Raw genomic sequence first — 20,052 nt, 5'->3', positions numbered from 1 at the left:
TGCTGCGGCACAAACGCAAACCGCCCGGGCGAGCGCCGGGCGGTCATCTGTCATATAGGGTGGGCTGCGATCAGAATGCGAAGGTCATCGCAGCGCCAAGACCCATAAACGTGTTGTCTTCGAACTTGGTGCCGGATGCGTCTTCCGCATCACCCAGCCTGGCAAGTTCGACACCGCCGCGGATCGTCATGATGCCATCCGTATAGGTGCCGCCAAGGCCAAGGCTGATCCGCCCGTCCGTAGGTGCCAGCCGCGACGCGATGCCGCCATTCGATTTTTCGTAAGTCACGCGCGCAAAGCCCGAGAACGCGTCAGAGAACCGCCGACCAACGCCCAACTGCCAGGTGATGACATCATCGTCGATACCGGTAATCGCATCGCCCCCGGTCACTCTTTCATATTCCTGGGTCCGCACTTCCCATTTCGACCATTCGGTCCACTTGATCTGACCAAAGACCAACGTGTCCTTGGCGACGCCTGTCTGGAAATCCAGCGCCAGGGATTGCGGCAATTCAATCTCTGTCGTGGATCCCACGCCGACCACACCATAGCCTAGGGATGTCTCTGTCGTGTCGAACTCATGCGTGACGGCATTCTGCCATGTCAGGCCGACGCGCAAGGCGATATCCGGGATCTCGTAAGCTGCGCCCAGAACATATCCGAAGGCCCCATCCGTCTCGGCGTTGGCGGTAAATTCCAGGCTGGTGGGTGACGAAGCTACGGCGCTCAATGTCGCTGCAAGGTTCCGCGCCCCGATTGTCCGAGGATCAGAGGCACCATACGCTGCCTCTGCCGCAGTCGCCGCGGCGCTGGCCTCTGCGGCACCTTTGGCGGTTTGCGCGCGAATCATCTGGTCGGGAATTGCAATATCTGCCGTGCTTTCGATGTAGCGCACACCACCGTAGACCGAAATGCGGTCTGTTGCTTGGTATTTAAGGATCACCGCGGTCTGGTTGGAATCCCATTCGGCGTTCAACCCGGTGTAGAAGCCTTCCTTGTAGGTCGAGTTCGCGCCATATCCGTCATTGAAAAACAGCCCAAAGCTCAACCGGTCAGTGATGTCGGTCTTGTAGCCGACACCGGTGGACGTGTAGTCGCCCGCCATGTCGCCGGTGCTGCCGCCCCCGGCCGCTGCCACATAATCACCCGACACATTCGGAGCCACATGCGAGAACGTCAGCTCGACCTGATTGCCGTCTTCGAACAACAACCCGTAATTGTTCGACGTCCGTTCAATCCCCCCCGCGACGGCACCCGTCGCACAAAGCGCTGCGACCGACGCACCAAGCACATATGTTCTCATTTTAGTCCTCATCCCTCAGCGGCCCTTTGGCCAGTGTCCCTAAAGGAAACGTAGTCGTCGCTGGGTTGAGTGGTCAATCTTTGACCAAGCGTAAGCTGAACCTTCGCTCCGTAGCGTCACTTTGCAGCAACGGAGCGGGTTTCGCTGAGAATATTATAGTAGTTCGCGCCGAAGATCACCAATGCGCCAAGGATAACGAAAATGTCCAATGGTTCGTTATAAAACAGCATTCCGATGATTGCGATCAACGGCAGGCGTAGGAAGTCAAAGGGCATGACAACCGATGCGGGTGCAATTCGCAGCGCGTTGGTCAGGCAGAAATGCGCCACCAGCCCGGCGCAGGAAATCAGCGCGATCCATGGCCAGGTGGCGGCAGAGGGCACTGCAATGGCGCCGTCCAACCCCGCACAGATCAGGCCAAAGACCGCCTGCATGAGTACCAGCCAGAACAGAATGCAGGTGATCGTTTCGGTTCGCGTCAAAAGCTTGGTGAACACGGCGGATCCGGCAAAGCCGATTGCCGCACCTGTCGCAAACAAAAGGCGGACGTCAAAGCTGTCGGGGCTGGGCCGCGCGACGATCAGGATACCGACAAAGCCGAACAGCGCGGCGATGCATCGCGCTTTGGTCAGTTTCTCGCCAAGGATCAGCGGAGACAGCAGAACGACCCAAAGCGGAGAGGTGAATTCCAAAGCGAAGACCTGCGCCAGTGGCAGTATCGCGACTGCGTAGAACCACAGGTTCTGACCGGTAAAATGACTGATATTGCGCACCAGATGAAGGTGCATGCTGCGGGTGGTGATCTGATGGCGCGTGCCCGCCATGGTCGAGATCAGCAGGACAATGACGATCCCGGCAATCGAGCGGTAGAGCATGATTTCGAAGGTGTCCAACTCGAAGCTGACCGCGCGTCCGGCCACCGCCATCGAGGTGAAAGACGCGATCGCCCCGGTCATCCAGAGCGCGGCTTTGAACACCGGGTTGAGATCCGGTGCCGCTTGCGTTTGTGTGGACATGGTGGCGATCCTTCCGCGAGGGACATGCAGCGTGCGCGTCGGCAAGAATGACCGATACCAGTGCGGACCCTGAATGCAAACACGTCGTCTGGCTCAGCCCTTCTGTCCGATCAACTCGCACAGATGCCCTGCGCAGCCGGTCAACGCGGCATAGTCATCCTCGACCACCCAGACCGGGAATTGCTGCATGAACGGCCCGAACCGGCCCTTGTCCATGAATGCCTCGGCCAGACCCATCTGCGTCGCGTGCTGCGCCAAGGCGCGGGCGACGCCGCCGACAAGATAGATGCCGCCAAACGGCAATTGGATCAGCGCAAGGTTTCCCAGCACACGGCCCAGCAGGCGCACAGCCATTGCAACCGCATCATGGGCGCGCGGATCATTGCCTGCGGCGCAGGCCGCCATGATCTCGGCGGCGGCGAGGGCAGGGGCGTCCGACGCGCCATCCTCTTCGCAGCGCCAGGCATAAAGGCGTTCGATGCCACGGCCCGACAGCACGTCCTCGACCCCCGGAACGCCGTGCTTGCGCCCGGCAAACCGCATCAGGCGCAGTTCCTCTTCGGACTGCACCGGAAAGCTGATATGGCCGGATTCCGACGGGGGCACCAGCGTGCCGGTCTCTGTCCGGTAGACAAGTGCCGCGTTCATGCCGGTGCCGACACCGACGACAAGCCGGGCGGCATGGCTGCTGACATCCTCATCTGATCCGGGCAGGAGCAGACGCATCTTGGCCGGATCGACATGACGAAGCGCGTGACCCTGTGCCTGAAGATCGTTCAGCACCGCCACGGTTTCCAGATCCAGCGCCTGTGCCAGATCGGCCCGGTCGATCACCCAGTCCAGATTGGTCATGCGCGCCACACCTTCATGCACAGGTCCGGCGGCCGCCACCGAGGCACAGCTTGGCCGGTCCTCCCTGTCTTTGATGTAGGTTTGCAGCACATCCGTCAGGCCCGAGAAATCGGCATTTCGAAACCGGCGGATCGAGTCTGTCTGCACCCGCGGCCCGCGCGTCATCGCCACGCGGGTATTGGTGCCGCCGATATCCGCAACAATGGCGAGGGGGTCATTCATGGCAATCCTGCTACTGGTTTCTATGCACGGGGCTTACAGTGGGACGATATTCGACGTCAAATCCGTTGAGTGCCAAGCGAGGCAGAGAATATGAGAGGCCTCAAGTGTGGTTCGGGGCAGGGCCGGTTGACTGGCCGATGATCAGATCCGCCTCCATCAGGTGGGTGGGTAGCGGCAGTCCGGGATTGCGGATCATGTCGAGCAGCATCTGCGCAGACAGCCGTCCCGCCTCGCGGACCGAGGACCGTGTGGCCGTGAAGATCGGCACCTCCTGCCCGTTCGACATATAGGACAGGTCATCGTCATAAGTGATCACCGACACTTCGCGCCCCATTGTCAGCCCGGCATCCGACAGGGCGCGCCTGACCCCGATGGCCGAGATGATGGACGAGCAAAGCACTGCGGTCGGTGGATCGTCGGCCTCAAGCATCGCGCGGGTTTCGCGGTAGCCGTAAATCTCTGTCATCTCATCCGACCGCATCAGCGCCGGTTCGGGTTCCAGGCCACGCCCGGCAAGCGCCTTGATATAGCCCTGACGGCGGCGATGCGCGAAATCCAGAAACTCCAGCCCGTTAAGCAACGCAATGCGCCGATGCCCCAGATCAAGCAGAAATTCCGTGGCGCGCTGAAACGCGCGGCAGTTGTTGACATCAAGCCAAGCATAATTCCGGGTCACGTTCGATGCGCGGCCATGTGACAGGAAGGGCAGACCGAGACTGCTGAGAAGATCAATGCGCGTGTCTTCCATCTTGGGGCCGTGAACGATCAGCCCATCAACATTGCCTTTGGATTTGATCGCCCGGTAGAACTGTTCCTCATTGTCGTCATCGACCAGAGAAATCAGCATGTCATATCCGGCGGCGGAATAGCTTTCGCCCGCGCCGGCGGTGTAATCGCCAAACACCGGATTGACCATTTCATGTCGGCTGGATCGTGCAATGACGTGCCCGATCGCCATGGACTTGCCGGTTGCCAGCCCCTTGGCGCGGGCATTCGGGCTGTAATTCAGCTTGCGCGCCGATTCCAGCACGCGCTGGCGGGTCTTTTCGCTGACCTCCGGATACCCGTTCAGCGCGCGGCTGACGGTTGTCTGGGACAAGCCAAGATGTTCCGAAAGTGTTTTAAGATTCATAATTTGGCCAATCAAAGCGCTTGCATAAACGGACCATAAACGTGAAACCCGCCGAAATAAAAGCCCAAATCCTGGACGCCAGCTTAAGCCGCAATGCAGCATAAGTGCATTTGTCATTATACAAACTCTAATTGACTCAACTATATGCTGCATGCAATGGTAACGCATCCAAAGCGCTTTGATTTGACGTCGGCGCATGCGAACTATGTGACTCTGCGAAGACACGCAATCTGGGAGGATTACCATGAAAAACCGATTTCTGGCGGGCGTTGCTGCGATCGCGCTGACATCCGGCACCGCACATGCCGCAGGGCATATGCAATTCACACCGGGCGAGGGCGATTTAAACTGGGACAGCTTTAACGCCTTTGCAGACTCCCATGATTTCAGTGGTGAGCAAGTCACGATTTTCGGGCCGTGGATCGGCCCCGATCAGGCGCTTGTGGAAAGCGTGCTTGCCTATTTCGCCGAAGCCACCGGGGCTGACGTGCGCTATACCGGCTCGGACAGCTTTGAGCAGCAGATCGTCGTCGATACAGAGGCAGGTTCCGCCCCCAATGTCGCGGTCTTCCCGCAACCGGGTCTTGCCTCTGATCTGGCGCGCCGTGGCTTTCTGACGCCGCTGGGCGATGATGACGCCGCAGCATTGCGCGATAATTATGCCGCCGGACAGTCCTGGGTCGATCTGGGCACCTATGCAGGTGCCGATGGCGAGCGGCATCTTTACGCCTTTCCCTACAAGGCCGACGTGAAGTCGCTGGTCTGGTACAGCCCCGAGAATTTCGAAGATGCCGGTTACGAAGTTCCCGAAACCATGGAAGAGCTGAAAGCGCTGACCGATCAGATCGTCGCCGATGGCGAAACGCCTTGGTGCATCGGTCTGGGATCCGGCGGTGCCACGGGCTGGCCTGCGACCGATTGGGTCGAGGATATGATGCTGCGCACCCAGACGCCGGAGGTCTACGACCAGTGGACAACCAATGAAATCCCGTTCAACGACGAACGTGTCGTTGCGGCGATCGAGGAGTTCGGCTGGTTCGCGCGCAACGACGATTATGTCGCGGGCGGTGCAGGCGCGGTGGCGTCCACCGATTTCCGTGACAGCCCCAAGGGTTTGTTTGCGTCACCGCCGCAATGTTACATGCACCGTCAGGCAAGCTTTATCCCGTCCTTCTTCCCGGAAGGGACAGAGGTCGGTCTGGACGCGGATTTCTTTTATTTCCCGGCCTATGAGGGCAAGGATCTGGGCAAGCCGGTTCTGGGCGCGGGCACCTTGTTTGCCGTGACCAAGGATTCCCCCGCCGCACAAGGCCTGATCGATTTTCTGGCAACTCCCATCGCGCATGAGGTTTGGATGGCGCAGTCCGGATTCCTGACGCCGCATACCGGTGTGAACCCGGCGATCTATGCCAATGATACGCAGCGGCAGATGGGCGAGATCCTGACCAATGCCACCACCTTCCGCTTTGACGGATCGGACCTGATGCCCGGCGGCGTCGGTGCCGGATCGTTCTGGACCGGCATGGTCGACTACACCGGCGGCAAATCCGCCGAGGACGTTGCCAGCGAAATCCAGCAAAGCTGGGATGGCTTGAAGTAAGACCTTCTCTACATGCTCTCGCCATGCCCCTGCACATCGGGGCATGGTATCGAAAAAGTATCATTTTCCAATACTTTAACGGGAGAGAGGCTAATGCATCCGGCACTTCAGGGCATGCTGACCATCGTCATCGGTGTGGGGGCGTGCATCACGTATTTCTGGGGATCGAACCAGTTTCTGGACAAGGTTCTTTATCCGCCAAAAGGTCCGAATGCCGGGCGCAACATCAACCGTGCAAATATCATCCGGCCGTGGTTGTTCCTGTTTCCCGCGGTTTTCGCGCTTGGCCTTTACCTCGCCTATCCGGTGGTCGAGACGCTGCGCCTGTCGGTAACGCAGCGCATCCCCGGCGGCGGATCGGAATTTGTCGGCTTCGACAACTACGCGCAGATGTTCGGCGAGCAGAAATTCTGGGAGGCGATGCGCAACAATATGATGTGGCTGCTCGTGGTGCCTGCGGTGTCGACCGCAATGGGCCTGCTGGTCGCTCAGCTGACTGACCGGATCAAGTGGGGCGCGATTGCCAAATCGCTGATCTTCATGCCGATGGCGATTTCCTTCGTGGGCGCCGCCGTGATCTGGAAACTGGTCTATGATGCCCGGCCCCCCGGCACCGAACAGATCGGCGTGCTGAACGCCATCTATGTGGGCCTGTTGGATGGTGAGCCACAGCAATGGCTGACGACGCCGTTCTGGAACAACTTTTTCCTGATGGTCGTGCTGGTCTGGATCCAGACAGGCTTTGCCATGGTGATCCTGTCAGCAGCCCTGCGCGGCATCCCCGAGGAAACCGTCGAGGCGGCCATTGTCGATGGTGCGGGCCCGTTTCAGGCGTTCTTCAAGATCAAGGTGCCGCAGATCATGGGCACCATCGTGGTCGTCTGGACGACCATCACCATCGTGGTGCTGAAGATCTTCGACATCGTCTTTGCCATGACCAATGGCCAATGGGAGACGCAGGTCCTGGCAAATTACATGTATGACAAGCTGTTCCGGTCGAATGACTGGGGCGTGGGGTCTGCCAGTGCGATGGTCATCATGCTGCTGGTCACGCCGATTCTCGTGTGGAACGTCCACAACGCCCGCAAAGAAATGCGCTGAGGGGAAGATATCATGGATAATATCGCAGGAACCAAATCCTCTCTGACATGGGCGGTGCATATCTCTGTCGCCTTTCTGGTGGCGCTCTGGCTGTTTCCGACGGTGGGCCTGTTCGTGTCCTCGTTCCGGACGGCGGACCAGATCGCGACATCGGGCTGGTGGAAGGCGATGTTCCCACAGGAACAGAACGAGGTGCTGCGCACCGCCGCACCTGACACGCAGGTGCAGGAGGGCACGCTTTACGTCATCGAGGGCAATCTTTTCGAGACCGGTTCGGAGTCGGAGATTTCCGCCTGGGGCACGTCCTCGCGCGAGATCTCGGCCTATGGTCCCGGCGACACGGCCGATCTGGGCGAGGACGGGCGTCTGACCGTGATGGCGGATGGCAATTACCGCTACGAGAATGACACCGCATTCGAGGGCCGTCGCGGCGAGCGCGTCTTTGTCACCGCCACCGCGCCGCCTGAGTTCACTTTGGACAATTACCGACAGGTGCTGTTGTCCGAGGATGCGACCGACAGCATGGCCAAGGCGTTTTTCAACACGCTGACCGTGACCATCCCGGCGACCATCATCCCGATCCTGATCGCGGCATTCGCGGCCTATGCCTTGGCCTGGATGGATTTTCCGGGCCGGGCGCTGCTGATCGCGGCTGTGGTCGGCCTTCTGGTGGTGCCTTTGCAATTGGCGCTGATCCCGTTGTTGAAACTGCATCTGGGGATCGGCATCGGCAAAGGCTATCTGGGGGTCTGGCTGGCGCATACCGGCTTTGGCCTGCCGCTGGCGATTTATCTGTTGCGCAACTACATGGTCGGCCTGCCGCGCGACATTATCGAGAATGCGCGGGTCGATGGTGCGTCGGATTTCCAGATTTTCGTAAAGATCATCCTGCCGCTCAGCTTTCCGGCACTCGCGTCCTTTGCGATCTTCCAGTTCCTCTGGACGTGGAACGATCTGCTGGTGGCGCTGGTCTTCCTGATCGACTCGACCGGCGAAACCACGGTGATGACGCGGCAGATCGTCGAGCTTCTGGGCACACGCGGCGGCAACTGGGAGATCCTGGCAACCGCGGCCTTCGTGTCCATATCCGTGCCGCTGATCGTGTTCTTCGCGATGCAGAAATACCTGGTGCGCGGCATGCTGGCAGGTTCGGTCAAATGACATATCAAACCAAGAAAGTGCAGGCAGACATGGCTGGACAACTCGACCCGACGGACAAGAACTGGTGGCGTGGCGCTGTCATCTACCAGATATATCCGCGGTCCTACCAGGACAGCAACGGCGACGGTATCGGCGACCTGACCGGCATTGCCCAACGGCTGCCGCATATCGCCTCGCTCGGGGTTGATGCGGTCTGGATTTCGCCGTTCTTCACCTCGCCGATGAAGGATTTCGGCTATGATGTCAGCGATTATTGCGACGTCGATCCGATGTTCGGTTCGCTGGCCGATTTCGATCAGGTGATCGAAACCGCGCATGGTCTGGGCCTGCGCGTGATGATTGATCTGGTGCTGTCGCATACATCCGACCAACATCTGTGGTTCGCACAAAGCCGGGCCAGCCGGGACAGTGCGAAGGCCGATTGGTATGTCTGGGCCGATCCCAAGCCGGACGGCACCCCGCCCAACAACTGGCTGTCGATCTTCGGCGGGTCCGCCTGGCAATGGGACGGGCGACGCGAGCAATATTACCTGCACAACTTCCTGACCTCGCAGCCTGATCTGAACTTCCACAACACGGATGTGCAGGATGCGCTGCTGGACGCGGTGACCTTCTGGCTGCAACGCGGGGTCGATGGCTTTCGGCTGGATACGATCAACTTCTACTTCGCGGACAAGGCGTTGCGGGACAATCCTGCACTGGCACCCGAGGATCGCAACAACTCCATCGCGCCTTCGGTCAACCCGTATAATCATCAGGTGCATCTTTATTCCAAGAACCAGCCCGAGAACCTGGAGTTCCTCAAGCGGTTCCGTGCCGTGATAGACCCCTTCGGCGCAGCCGCAGTGGGCGAGGTTGGCGATGCGCAGCGCGGACTGGAGATCATGGCCGAATACACGTCGGGCGGCGACAAGGTGCAGATGTGCTATCCGTTCGAGCTGTTGCAGCCTGCGCGTCTGACGGCCGCCTCGGCGGTGGACATCTTCGCAAAGCTGAACGAGGCCGCGCCGGATGCCTGGCCTTGCTGGGCCTATTCCAACCATGACGTCACCCGCCACATCACCCGCTGGGATCTGTCGCCCGCCGCCGCGCGTGTCTACACGACGCTGCTGGTCTGCATGCGCGGTTCTGTCTGCATCTATCAGGGCGAGGAGCTGGGCTTGCCAGAGGCCGATGTTCCGTTCGAGGACTTGCAGGACCCCTACGGCATCGAGTTCTGGCCGGAATACAAGGGCCGCGATGGCTGTCGCACACCGATGGTCTGGGAGCCGTCCAACCAGAATGGCGGGTTCAGTTCGGCCAAGCCGTGGTTGCCGGTCAGCAATGAACATCTGCAACGTTCCGTGGTCAGTCAGGAGCAAGACCCCGGCGCGATCCTGCACCACTACCGCCGCGCACTGGCCTTCAGGCGGATGCATCCGCCGCTGATCACCGGCACCAGCAGCGAGGTCCGGCGGAAAGGCGACGTGCTGTGGTTTTCCCGCGCGCAAGACGGCAAGGAAATCTTCTGCGCCTTCAATCTCAGCGACACCCCCAGCGCGTTGGAGATGCCCGCAGGCGATTGGCATCAGACCGGGGCAGAGTTGGGCAGTGCCACCCCGTCAGCCGATGGCAAGCTGCATCTCGGCCCCTGGCAACCCTGCCTCGCGGAGCGTGATGTTTGACGAAAGACAAGGACATGAGGAAGGACCCGACATGGCCGATCTGAAGCTTACCGATGTCGAAAAGACCTATGGCGGCACGGTGAACGTGCTCAATGACATCAACCTGGACATCAAGACCGGAGAGTTGATTGTTTTCGTCGGCCCGTCTGGCTGCGGAAAGTCCACGCTGTTGCGCATGATCGCGGGGCTGGAGAAGATCACTGGCGGCACGCTGGAAATTGACGGCCAGCGGATGAACGATGTGCCGCCCAGCCAGCGCGGCATCGCCATGGTGTTCCAGTCCTACGCGCTTTATCCGCATATGACGGTGCGCGACAACATGACCTTCGCGCTGAAGATCGCCAAGAAGTCGAAGGAAGAGATTGACGCGGCGGTCGCCAAAGCGGCCAAGATCCTGCAACTGGAACCCTATCTGGACCGCCTGCCCAAGGCTTTGTCCGGGGGGCAACGACAGCGCGTCGCCATCGGCCGGTCCATCGTCCGCGACCCCAAGGTCTATCTGTTCGACGAGCCGCTTTCGAATCTTGATGCAGCCTTGCGCGTGGCCACGCGGATCGAGATCGCACAGTTGAAAGAGCAGATGCCGGACTCGACAATGATCTATGTCACGCACGATCAGGTCGAGGCGATGACCCTCGCCACCCGCATCGTCGTGCTGGCCAATAAAGGCATTGCGCAGGTCGGCAGCCCGCTGGACCTGTACGAACGCCCCAACAGCGAATTCGTGGCGCGTTTCATCGGCTCGCCTTCAATGAATTTGCTACCGGGCGAAATCACAGGAACCGGGCAGCAGACGTCGATCCGGCTGGACGGCGGCGGCACGGCTGTATCGGACGTGCCCAGCCGTTCGGAGGATATGGGCCTGAAGGTCAATGTCGGGGTCCGCCCCGAAGATCTGGTGGAGGCGACGGATTCATTCGTCTTCGAAGGCAAGGTGAATATCACCGAAGCCTTGGGGGAGGTAACGCTGTTGTATTTCGAAGCCCAGGGCGGAGGAGAGCCGGTCATCGGCAAATTGCCGGGCATCCACAAGGATCGCCGTGGCAAGACCGTCCGCCTGACCGCGGATCCCACGAAGGTTCATATCTTTTATAACGAGGTCTCGCTGCTTTACCGCTAATGGTTGTTGTGGTCTCGCCGCGCGCGGAAGGGGCCAGGCCAGTCTGGGCGGGAGGGCTGCTAGAGGTTTGGCGTGACGCTCTGACACGCAGGCTTTGGCCAACTTTCCGTGCGTGCGCTTTCCACGGCACGGGACGACATTCTCGAGGCACCGACACGATCTCCGAAACACGCAACAAAAACCAGCCATCCTACGCTATCCTGACGTCAGGTGCGGCCGCGCCTTGACAACATGCCCTAGGGTAAGGTCGAAAGTTGAAAAAAGTGTCCAAAAAAATTTCGTATAACGTTGTATTTAAATGAAAAAAGAGAAACTTAACCAGTTTTTCACTGAGTTGTTTTTGTCAAATGCGCGGCGTCGTTCTGTGAAACTTTTGTGACTTCGTGGTAGATCGACTGTTATTCACAAGTTAATCCTTGAACTGGCGCGCTTCAATTGTGCACACATAGTTGCGACTGGGATCTCGTGTCCGGCATTTGTCACTTTCTGGGAGAATACTGATGAAATATTCAACATCTTTTATCGCGGGTGCTGCGGTTTTGTGCTCGGCGCAAACCGCCTTTGCGCAGACGGAAATCGAGTTCTGGCATGCGTTTACCGGACGTCTGGGTGAACTGGTCGCCGAACAGGTAGAGACCTTCAATGCCAGCCAAAATGACTACACGGTCGTCGCCAGCCACAAGGGCAACTATTCCGAAACGCTGAACGCGGGTATCGCGGCATTTCGCGCAGGCGAGCAGCCCGACATCCTGATGGTGTTCGAGGTTGGCACGGCCACGATGATGGGTGCCAAGGGTGCGGTAAAGCCAGTCTATGAGGTCATGGAAGATGCCGGTGCCGAGTTTGACCAGTCGAAATATATCGGGTCGGTCAAAGGCTATTACACATCGGCCGATGGTAACATGCTGTCGCTGCCCTTCAACTCTTCCACGCCGGTCCTTTGGGTCAACCGCGACATGCTGGAAGAGGCCGGAATCGACCCCGATACAGATCTTTCCACCTGGGAAAATGTTGGCGCGACGCTGGACCAGTTGAAAGAGGCCGGCGTCGATTGCCCGATGACCACAGCATGGCAAAGCTGGATCCAGCTGGAAAACATGTCCGCCTACCATGACGTGCCGTTTGCCACCAAGGATAACGGTTTCGGCGGCACCGATACCGAACTGGTTTTCAACAGCGCCGCACAGGTCGCTCATATCTCGGCCCTGGGGGACTGGGCGAAAGAGGGCAAGTTCATCTATGCCGGTCGTCGCAACGAGGGCGGTGCCAACTTCCGCTCGGGCGAATGCGCGCTCTTCACCGAAAGCTCGGCCGGCTATGCAGGGATCAAGGCCGAAGCGGAATTTGCCTTTGATGTGCGTCCGTTGCCTTACTGGTCAGAGCTTGTCGATGAGCCGCAGAATACCATCATCGGCGGGGCCTCGCTTTGGGTGATGGAAGGTCAGACGGACGAGGAATACAAGGCCGTCGCGGCGTTTCTGAATTTCCTGTCCTCGCCGGAGATCCAGGCGAAGTGGCATCAGGATACCGGCTATCTGCCGATCACCACTGAAGCTGGCGAAAAGACTCGTGCGGACGGGTTCTACGATGAAAACCCCGGCACCGACATCGCCGTGATCCAGATGACAGCGAACGAGCCGACGAACAACTCCAAAGGTCTGCGCCTTGGGTCGTTCGATCAGATCCGCGGCATCATCGACGAGGAACTGGAAGCGGTCTGGGCCGGTGACAAGGACGCGCAAGCCGCGCTCGACAGCGCGGTAGAGCGTGGCAACGCGTTGCTGCGTCGTTTCGAATCTTCCCAACGCTGAATGACCACAGGGCGGTGCCGGAGCATACGGCCCGGCGCCGCCCAACACACGTTCAAAAGCCGGAGGTTCGGATGCACACCACATACAAACCGCTGATTTTCCTCGCCTGTCTCGGACTAACGGGATGCGTCATGTCAGAGCCATCAGCCAACGGTGCCGACCCCGCAGCCGGGCAAGTCACCAATGCCAGTGACGCCGGTCTATACGCCGTGCGCCCCTATCCAGATCCGGGCTCTGTCTGTCAGGTCATCGGAGAAAGCGACGCAACACGCGAATTTCTGGACGATGCCGCCCTGCTTATCGGTTGCCCGACCCAGCAACGCAGCGCCATTGCCGACCGAATGAACGAAGGGGCGAGGGTGGTTGCACAGGTTCGCCAGTGGACGCTTCTTTCGGTGCCCATGCGATAACCTGTCTTACCGGAGCAATCCTGACACATCATGGAAAAGCGCGTCACCTTCAAAGGCATCTGGTTGCCGATCCTGCTGGTCCTGCCGCAGATAGTCATCACGGCTGTGTTCTTCTTCTATCCGGCGGGGCAAGCGGTCTGGCAGTCGCTGTTCATTCCCGACCCGTTCGGCCTGTCGATGCAATGGGTCGGGCTTGGGAATTTCGAGTACCTGTTTTCCGACCCGTATTACCGTGCGTCTTTCGTGACAACCGCAGTGTTTTCTATCCTCGTTACAGTGGTTTCCATGGGCGTGGCGCTGTATCTCGCGCTGCTTGCGGATCGGCTGATCAAGGGGGCGGGCGCGTATCGGACGCTGTTGATCTGGCCCTATGCTGTTGCGCCTGCTGTAGCGGGGGTTCTGTGGCTGTTCATGTTCAACACGCGCGTGGGCGTCGTGTCATGGTATCTGGGCCTTCTGGGCTATGACTGGAACCACGTTCTGAACGAGGGCGAAGCGATGGGCCTCGTCGTCGTGGCCTCCGCCTGGGGGCGGATCAGCTATAACTTCCTGTTTTTCCTTGCCGGACTTCAGGCCATTCCCAAATCGGTGATCGAGGCTGCGGCCATTGATGGCGCCCATTTCTGGACACGGTTTCGCACCATCGTCTTTCCGCTCTTGTCGCCCACGACGTTTTTTCTGCTTGTCGTGAACATCATCTACGCCTTTTTCGAAACCTTCGGCGTCATTCACACGATCACCAGCGGCGGCCCTCAACAGGCCACGACGATCCTTGTTTACAAGGTGTTTTCCGATGGATTTGTCGGGCAGGATTTGGGGTCGTCCGCCGCGCAATCAGTCGTGCTGCTGTTCCTCGTTTCAATCCTGACGGTGGTTCAGTTCAAGTTCATCGAACGCAGGGTGCATTACTGATGGCAGAGCGGAACGGCATGGTTGAAAAGCGTGGCGCGGGGCTGTGGCTGACCCATCTGGGGCTGATTATCGGCGTCCTTTTCATCTTCTTTCCGATCTGGCTGGCCTTCGTGGCCTCGACGGTGACGCAGGCCGATATTGTCCGCCCGCCAATGCCACTGTTGCCCGGCGATCAGTTCTTCGAGAATTACGGACGCGCCCTGACGTCCGGGGTAAATGCCCCGGTTGCCACGATGCTGTTGAATTCCATGGTGATGGCGCTTGGAATTGCGGTGGGCAAAATCGCGATTTCGCTGCTCTCGGCCTTTGCCATCGTTTATTTCCGGTTCCCGCTGCGCAAGCTGTTCTTCTGGTTGATTTTCCTGACCCTGATGCTGCCCGTTGAGGTGCGGATCGTGCCGACATATGAGGTCATCGCGAATTTCGGGATGCTCAACAGCTATCAGGGGCTGATCCTGCCGCTGATTGCCTCGGCCACCGCGACCTTCCTGTTCCGCCAGTTCTTTATGACCGTGCCGGATGAATTGGCCGAGGCGGCGCGGGTCGATGGCGCAAAGCCGATGCGCTTCTTCTTCGATATCCTGCTTCCGATGAGCCGGACAAACATCGCGGCGCTTTTCGTCATTCTGTTCATATACGGCTGGAACCAGTACCTGTGGCCGTTGCTGATAACCACCGACCCTGACATGAACACGATCGTCATGGGCATCAAACAGATGTTCCCCAGCGGCGACGATACCGCCGATTGGCCGGTGATCATGGCGACGTCGATTCTGGCGATGGTGCCGCCGGTTCTGGTGGTGGTGGGAATGCAGCGGTTGTTCGTGCGCGGACTGGTGGAGAGCGAGAAATAATGGCGACTGTCACACTTCAAAACGTCAAGAAGTCTTTCGGGAAAACCGATGTCATCCATGGCATTGATCTTGATATTGCCGATGGCGAATTTATCGTGATCGTCGGGCCGTCCGGCTGCGGCAAGTCCACCTTGCTGCGCATGGTTGCGGGGCTGGAAACCGTCACATCCGGTGAGGTGAGGATCGGCGGTAAACTGGTCAACGATGTCGAGCCGATGGATCGCGACATCGCAATGGTGTTCCAGAACTACGCGCTTTACCCGCATATGTCGGTCTTCGACAATATGGCCTACGGGCTCAAGATCGCCAAAACCCCCCGGTCCGAGATTGAAGAGCGTGTGGCAAGTGCCGCAGAGCTTTTGCAGCTTGAACCCTATCTGCACCGTAAACCGCGCGAATTGTCGGGCGGGCAGCGTCAGCGCGTGGCCATGGGCCGCGCCATCGTGCGCAAACCCGCCGTGTTCCTGTTCGACGAGCCGCTCAGCAACCTTGACGCCAAGCTTCGTGTGCAGATGCGGCTGGAGATCAAGGCGTTGCAGCGCAAACTGGGTGTCACGGCGCTTTACGTCACCCACGATCAGGTCGAAGCGATGACGCTCGCGGATCGTATGGTGGTGATGAATGGCGGGGTCGCGGACCAGATTGGCAAACCGCTGGAGGTTTACGCCGACCCGCAGACAGCCTTTGTCGGCGGGTTCATCGGCTCGCCGCCGACGAATTTCCTGAATGCCGGGCTGATACCGGGGCTCGCCACCGGCAACACCATCGGCATTCGGCCCGAGCATCTGGTACTGGGCGCGGATGGGCGGCTTCAGACAACCGTCGCCTATACCGAAGCACTGGGTGCCGAGACATTGATCCACTGCCGTCTGCCGGACGGCAATCAGATCACCGCGCGGCAGGACGCGACGCAGCGCATCCCGGCCGAGGGCGAAACCATCGGCATTGATTGGAACGATGGCGACGCGATGCTGTTCGATGCTGGTGGCCGCCGCACCGGAAAGGTCTAGTCTGCGCGGCGTTGTTCGCAGGGATTTCAGATCTTATGATCCAGAAAGGGGCCGCCGGCGGCGTGTCTTGGTTGGACTTGATATACTTGCATTTTGTGCGTCTTCCGGACGTCGTCCTAGTCTGTCGGCTTTGGTAGCAAGATTAACGAAGACGCCGCCACTCTTCATCCGTTTGAACCTGAAGGCGTTCCTGCATTTGAAGCACTGCGGTCAAAGGCAACAAGCGCGTACTGTTAGATCGGTCGATCTATTGGAAGAGATACGACAGCTGCCAGAGGCACACTTAGCGCATGGCCATAAGCATCCTTCGACACTCACGGCTGTGTCACCTGAAATTGATGATCTGAGGTTTACAAACCCGTTCAACGGCCATTCGCGGATTTATTTCGAACCGCGAATCATCGGTCAGATATTTGACGGCTTCAATCTACGACCAAGGTCTGTGCAATTCTTATTTTATAAGAATCGCTTTCATGCCCGGTCATCGTGCAATCTGTCACGGCGTAAGCATACGCAGAATAAGGAGATATCGACATGGCATGGACGAAACCGAAGATCCGCGAAATCGAATGCGGGATGGAAATCAACATGTACGGACCCGAAAGCGACGAAGAGCGCGAAGTGCTGTTCTGAACGACCTGCGCGGATTAATGGAATGACGTTTCGCGCATATATTCTGGGCGCTGCGGCGGGCGGTGGCCTGCCGCAGTGGAATTGTGGTTGCCAGAACTGTAATCTTGCGCGCATCGGGCAGATACCGCAGCAGACGCAATCCTCGCTGGCGGTGTCCGGGAATGGCCGGGATTGGGCGATCCTCAATGCCTCGCCTGACATCCGACAGCAACTGGCCGATGCGGCCCCTCTACATCCCACAGGCTCGCGAACGCTTCCTTTGAGTTCTGTTCTTGTGACCAATGGAGACATTGACCACGTGGCCGGGCTGCTGACCTTGCGCGAAATGCAGCCCTTCACGCTATTCGCGACACGGGCGATCCACGATGTGCTGGACACCAACACAATTTTTGATGCCCTGCGCCGGGACGTCGTCGCGCGGGAATCCATCGCGCTGGAACAGCCATTCGAACTGGCACCGGATCTTGCGGCGGAACTTTTCCCAGTGCCGGGCAAGGTCCCGCTTTACCTTGAGGGGGAGACCGTCGAAACCGGCCAGATCGGTGAGAATACCGTTGGTGTGGCGCTGACCTTGGGTAAGACACGGGTCTACTACATTCCCGGCTGTGCGACGCTGAACGACACATTGCGAACGCGGCTGGATGGTGCGGATCTGGTGTTTTTCGACGGAACACTCTGGCAGGATGACGAGATGATCCGCGCCGGGCTGGGACAGAAAACCGGCCAGCGTATGGGCCACATGTCGATGTCGGGGCAGGACGGGTCTATCGCGGCGTTTCGCGAGCTCAATATTGGCCAGAAGGTTTTTGTTCATATGAACAACACGAACCCTGTTCTACGCCCCAACGGGGCCGAGCGTGCCGAAGCGCAGGCCGCCGGATGGACAATAGGGCAGGATGGAATGGAGATTACGGCATGACCCGCGTACCGCAGTCACGCGAAGCTTTCGAAGCCCGGCTGCGCCAGATCGGGGCCGAGCGTTATCACGATCTGCATCCGTTTCACGACCGGTTGCACGGCGGTGGGTGCACGCCTGAACAGGTGCAGGCCTGGGTTATCAACCGGTATTATTATCAGCGTTCTATCCCGATGAAGGACGCCGCTTTCATGAGCCGGGTCGAGGATTCCAACCTGCGGCGCATCTGGCGTTCGCGGATGGAGGATCACGACGGCACGGATGCAAACGAAGGTGGCATTCGGCGCTGGCTGCGTCTGGCAGAGGCGGTGGGGCTTGATCCGGACTATGTTGCCTCCTGCGACGGGGTGCTTCCGGCGACAAGATTTGCCGTCGATGCCTATGTGCGCTTTGTCCGTGAAAAGACGTTGCTGGAAGCGGTGGCCGCGTCCCTGACGGAACTCTTTGCTCCGAAGATCCACGCCAATCGCATCGAGGGGCTGCTGAAGAACTACGCTTTCGCCGACGATTCATCGCTGTCCTATTTCCGCAACCGTCTGAAAGAAGCGCCCAAGGATGTGGCCTTTGGTCTGGCTTGGGTGCTGGATCATGCCGATACGTCGGAAAAGCAGGACGCGGCGGCAAAGGCGCTGATCTTCAAGACGGATGTCCTCTGGTCGCAGCTTGACGCGCTTTGGGGCGCTTATGTGGAGCCGGCGCGCATCCCGCCCGGCGCATGGCAGCCCGGAACCGGTACCCTGATCCGGCAGGCATCCTGATGGCGCCCGACGACGTTCCTTTTCTGCCGCGCGGTGTGCGGCTTCATTTTGACAAGGTCCGTGACACCTGGGTGCTACTGGCCCCGGAACGGGCGATAACGCTTGATGCGGTGGGCCACGCCATCCTTGGCGAAGTTGACGGCACCCGCAGCTTTGGCGAAATCGCACAAGCGCTGGCCGCGCGATATGACGCCCCCGTCGAACAGATCACCGGGGACAGTGCGGGCTTTCTGGGCGCGCTGCGCGACAGGCGATTTCTGGAGGTTGCACCGTGAAAATACCGCCCCCCATCGCCATGTTGGCAGAGCTGACACATCGGTGTCCGCTGTCCTGCCCCTATTGTTCGAACCCGCTGGAACTGGCCCGGCAAGAGACTGAACTGGACACCGAAACCTGGGCGCGAGTCTTCCGCGAAGCGGCGGAGTTGGGCGTCTTGCAATTGCATCTCTCTGGCGGCGAACCCGCCTCGCGCCGGGATCTGACGCAGCTGGTTCTGGCCGCCCGTGAGGCCGGGCTTTACACCAACCTCATCACCTCTGGCATCGGGTTGACCGAGCGGCGCTTGCAAGAGCTTGACAAGGCCGGGCTGGACCACATCCAGCTGTCTCTGCAAGGCACCACAGCCGAAATGGCGGATGCGGTTGGCGGGTACAAAGGCGGCTTCGTGCGCAAGATGCAGGTGGCCGAATGGATCGGCGCGATCGGCTTTCCGCTGACATTGAATGCCGTGCTTCATCGTCATAACCTGCACCAATTGCCGCGCGCGCTGGAAATGGCCGTTGAAATGGGTGCCCGCCGGATCGAGGTCGCGACCGTGCAGTTCCATGGCTGGGCATTGAAGAACCGCGGTGCCCTGATGCCCACGCATGCGCAAGCGAAAGAAGCGACCCGGATCGTGGCAGAGGCGCGCGCGGCGCTGAAAGGCACGCTGGTCATCGACTATGTTCCGGCGGATTACCACGAGGATTACCCAAAGCGCTGCATGGGCGGCTGGGGGTCTTCGGGGTTGAACGTGGCCCCGGATGGGCAGGTGTTGCCTTGCCACGCCGCGCAAAGCATCCCGCATCTGAAATTTGACCGGGTGACGGACAAATCCCTGTCCGAGATCTGGTATCAGGGCGCGGCTTTTAACGCCTACCGCGGAACCGACTGGATGGCTGAACCCTGCAAGTCCTGTGACCGCAAGCTGAAGGATTTCGGCGGCTGTCGCTGTCAGGCTTTCGCGCTTCTGGGTGACGCCACGGCGACAGACCCGGTGTGTGTGAAATCGCCCCAACATGGCTGGCTGACGTCGCAAACTCAGGCAGAGCTGCAAGGCGCCGACGCTCCCGCGCTTGGCGATCCTGTCGCTGGCGAGGCCGGGGACGTCTTTGATACGTCAGAATTGACCTATCGCGTGCTTCCCCGTCCGTAAGGCGCGCGGCCCGAGTTTCGTCACTACGCGTCGCAATTGCATCCGGGCGAATGTTCCTTTTGATACGGCACTCAACATGCGACCCGAGCGCGCATCTGGGAGCGTTCCTATTTCGTTCTTCGTTTTGGGTTGGCGAAACGCTGACTGTCCACTATGTGTTAAC

At 59.3% G+C, this 20,052-nt stretch carries 19 protein-coding genes; 15 read left to right on the top strand and 4 right to left on the bottom strand.

Annotated elements, in window-relative coordinates; translation table 11 throughout:
• Positions 1-70: 70 nt before the first annotated feature.
• The 4 genes from ACN0WV_RS08575 to ACN0WV_RS08560 all read right to left on the bottom strand — a co-directional run bounded on the left by ACN0WV_RS08575 (position 71) and on the right by ACN0WV_RS08560 (position 4,525).
• A complete protein-coding gene (locus ACN0WV_RS08575; RefSeq protein WP_417605052.1) occupies positions 71-1,303 on the bottom strand; it encodes an OmpP1/FadL family transporter in 1,233 nt (410 codons plus the stop codon).
• Between the two features lie 116 nt (positions 1,304-1,419).
• Complete coding sequence (locus ACN0WV_RS08570; RefSeq protein ID WP_417605050.1) at positions 1,420-2,319, bottom strand: DMT family transporter; 900 nt, start codon at positions 2,317-2,319, stop codon at positions 1,420-1,422.
• 93 nt (positions 2,320-2,412) lie between these two features.
• Positions 2,413-3,393, bottom strand: coding sequence for a glucokinase (locus tag ACN0WV_RS08565; protein ID WP_417605049.1), 981 nt, complete (start codon positions 3,391-3,393; stop codon positions 2,413-2,415).
• Between the two features lie 100 nt (positions 3,394-3,493).
• Positions 3,494-4,525: a LacI family DNA-binding transcriptional regulator gene (locus ACN0WV_RS08560; protein ID WP_417605048.1), complete on the bottom strand. Its 1,032-nt coding sequence runs from the start codon at positions 4,523-4,525 to the stop codon at positions 3,494-3,496.
• A gap of 244 nt (positions 4,526-4,769) precedes the next feature.
• On the opposite strand from ACN0WV_RS08560, the gene ACN0WV_RS08555 reads away from it, so the two are divergent.
• The 15 genes from ACN0WV_RS08555 to pqqE all read left to right on the top strand — a co-directional run bounded on the left by ACN0WV_RS08555 (position 4,770) and on the right by pqqE (position 19,889).
• Complete coding sequence (locus ACN0WV_RS08555; protein WP_417605046.1) at positions 4,770-6,125, top strand: ABC transporter substrate-binding protein; 1,356 nt, start codon at positions 4,770-4,772, stop codon at positions 6,123-6,125.
• Between the two features lie 93 nt (positions 6,126-6,218).
• Positions 6,219-7,226: a carbohydrate ABC transporter permease gene (locus tag ACN0WV_RS08550; RefSeq protein ID WP_417605045.1), complete on the top strand. Its 1,008-nt coding sequence runs from the start codon at positions 6,219-6,221 to the stop codon at positions 7,224-7,226.
• Positions 7,227-7,238: 12 nt separating this feature from the next.
• Complete coding sequence (locus ACN0WV_RS08545) at positions 7,239-8,387, top strand: carbohydrate ABC transporter permease (RefSeq protein ID WP_417605043.1); 1,149 nt, start codon at positions 7,239-7,241, stop codon at positions 8,385-8,387.
• On the top strand, positions 8,384-10,051 hold the full coding sequence (locus tag ACN0WV_RS08540; protein WP_417605042.1) for an alpha-amylase family glycosyl hydrolase: 1,668 nt from the start codon (positions 8,384-8,386) through the stop codon (positions 10,049-10,051). The genes ACN0WV_RS08545 and ACN0WV_RS08540 overlap by 4 nt, the downstream gene beginning before the upstream one ends.
• Positions 10,052-10,082: 31 nt before the next feature.
• A complete protein-coding gene (locus ACN0WV_RS08535; protein WP_084350320.1) occupies positions 10,083-11,171 on the top strand; it encodes an ABC transporter ATP-binding protein in 1,089 nt (362 codons plus the stop codon).
• Between the two features lie 500 nt (positions 11,172-11,671).
• Complete coding sequence (gene ugpB / locus ACN0WV_RS08530; RefSeq protein ID WP_116598530.1) at positions 11,672-12,982, top strand: sn-glycerol-3-phosphate ABC transporter substrate-binding protein UgpB; 1,311 nt, start codon at positions 11,672-11,674, stop codon at positions 12,980-12,982.
• A gap of 71 nt (positions 12,983-13,053) precedes the next feature.
• Positions 13,054-13,392 (top strand): hypothetical protein, encoded by a 339-nt coding sequence (locus ACN0WV_RS08525; RefSeq protein WP_417605040.1) that lies wholly within the window; start codon positions 13,054-13,056, stop codon positions 13,390-13,392.
• A gap of 30 nt (positions 13,393-13,422) precedes the next feature.
• Positions 13,423-14,304 carry a sn-glycerol-3-phosphate ABC transporter permease UgpA gene (gene ugpA / locus ACN0WV_RS08520; protein WP_084350154.1) on the top strand — a complete coding sequence of 294 codons (882 nt, stop codon included), beginning with the start codon at positions 13,423-13,425 and terminating at the stop codon, positions 14,302-14,304.
• 17 nt (positions 14,305-14,321) lie between these two features.
• Entirely contained in the window at positions 14,322-15,158 is an 837-nt protein-coding gene (ugpE, locus tag ACN0WV_RS08515; RefSeq protein WP_084350319.1) for a sn-glycerol-3-phosphate ABC transporter permease UgpE, read from the top strand.
• Positions 15,158-16,168 (top strand): sn-glycerol-3-phosphate ABC transporter ATP-binding protein UgpC, encoded by a 1,011-nt coding sequence (gene ugpC, locus ACN0WV_RS08510; protein WP_417605037.1) that lies wholly within the window; start codon positions 15,158-15,160, stop codon positions 16,166-16,168. Before ugpE ends, ugpC begins: the two co-directional genes overlap by 1 nt.
• A 534-nt stretch (positions 16,169-16,702) precedes the next feature.
• Entirely contained in the window at positions 16,703-16,801 is a 99-nt protein-coding gene (pqqA, locus tag ACN0WV_RS08505) for a pyrroloquinoline quinone precursor peptide PqqA (protein ID WP_084350152.1), read from the top strand.
• A gap of 22 nt (positions 16,802-16,823) precedes the next feature.
• Positions 16,824-17,720: a pyrroloquinoline quinone biosynthesis protein PqqB gene (pqqB, locus tag ACN0WV_RS08500; protein WP_417605035.1), complete on the top strand. Its 897-nt coding sequence runs from the start codon at positions 16,824-16,826 to the stop codon at positions 17,718-17,720.
• Positions 17,717-18,475, top strand: a complete 759-nt coding sequence (pqqC, locus tag ACN0WV_RS08495) for a pyrroloquinoline-quinone synthase PqqC (RefSeq protein ID WP_417605034.1) — start codon at positions 17,717-17,719, stop codon at positions 18,473-18,475. Before pqqB ends, pqqC begins: the two co-directional genes overlap by 4 nt.
• The gene (gene pqqD, locus ACN0WV_RS08490) at positions 18,475-18,750 is read left to right on the top strand and encodes a pyrroloquinoline quinone biosynthesis peptide chaperone PqqD (RefSeq protein WP_417605032.1); all 276 of its coding nucleotides are present in this window, start codon (positions 18,475-18,477) and stop codon (positions 18,748-18,750) included. Before pqqC ends, pqqD begins: the two co-directional genes overlap by 1 nt.
• Entirely contained in the window at positions 18,747-19,889 is a 1,143-nt protein-coding gene (gene pqqE / locus ACN0WV_RS08485; protein WP_417605031.1) for a pyrroloquinoline quinone biosynthesis protein PqqE, read from the top strand. The genes pqqD and pqqE overlap by 4 nt, the downstream gene beginning before the upstream one ends.
• Positions 19,890-20,052 lie beyond the last annotated feature (163 nt).

The sequence above is a fragment of the Primorskyibacter flagellatus genome, assembly GCF_048268605.1.
GTDB lineage: Bacteria > Pseudomonadota > Alphaproteobacteria > Rhodobacterales > Rhodobacteraceae > Primorskyibacter > Primorskyibacter flagellatus.
This window is presented reverse-complemented; position numbering and strand designations above follow the sequence as displayed.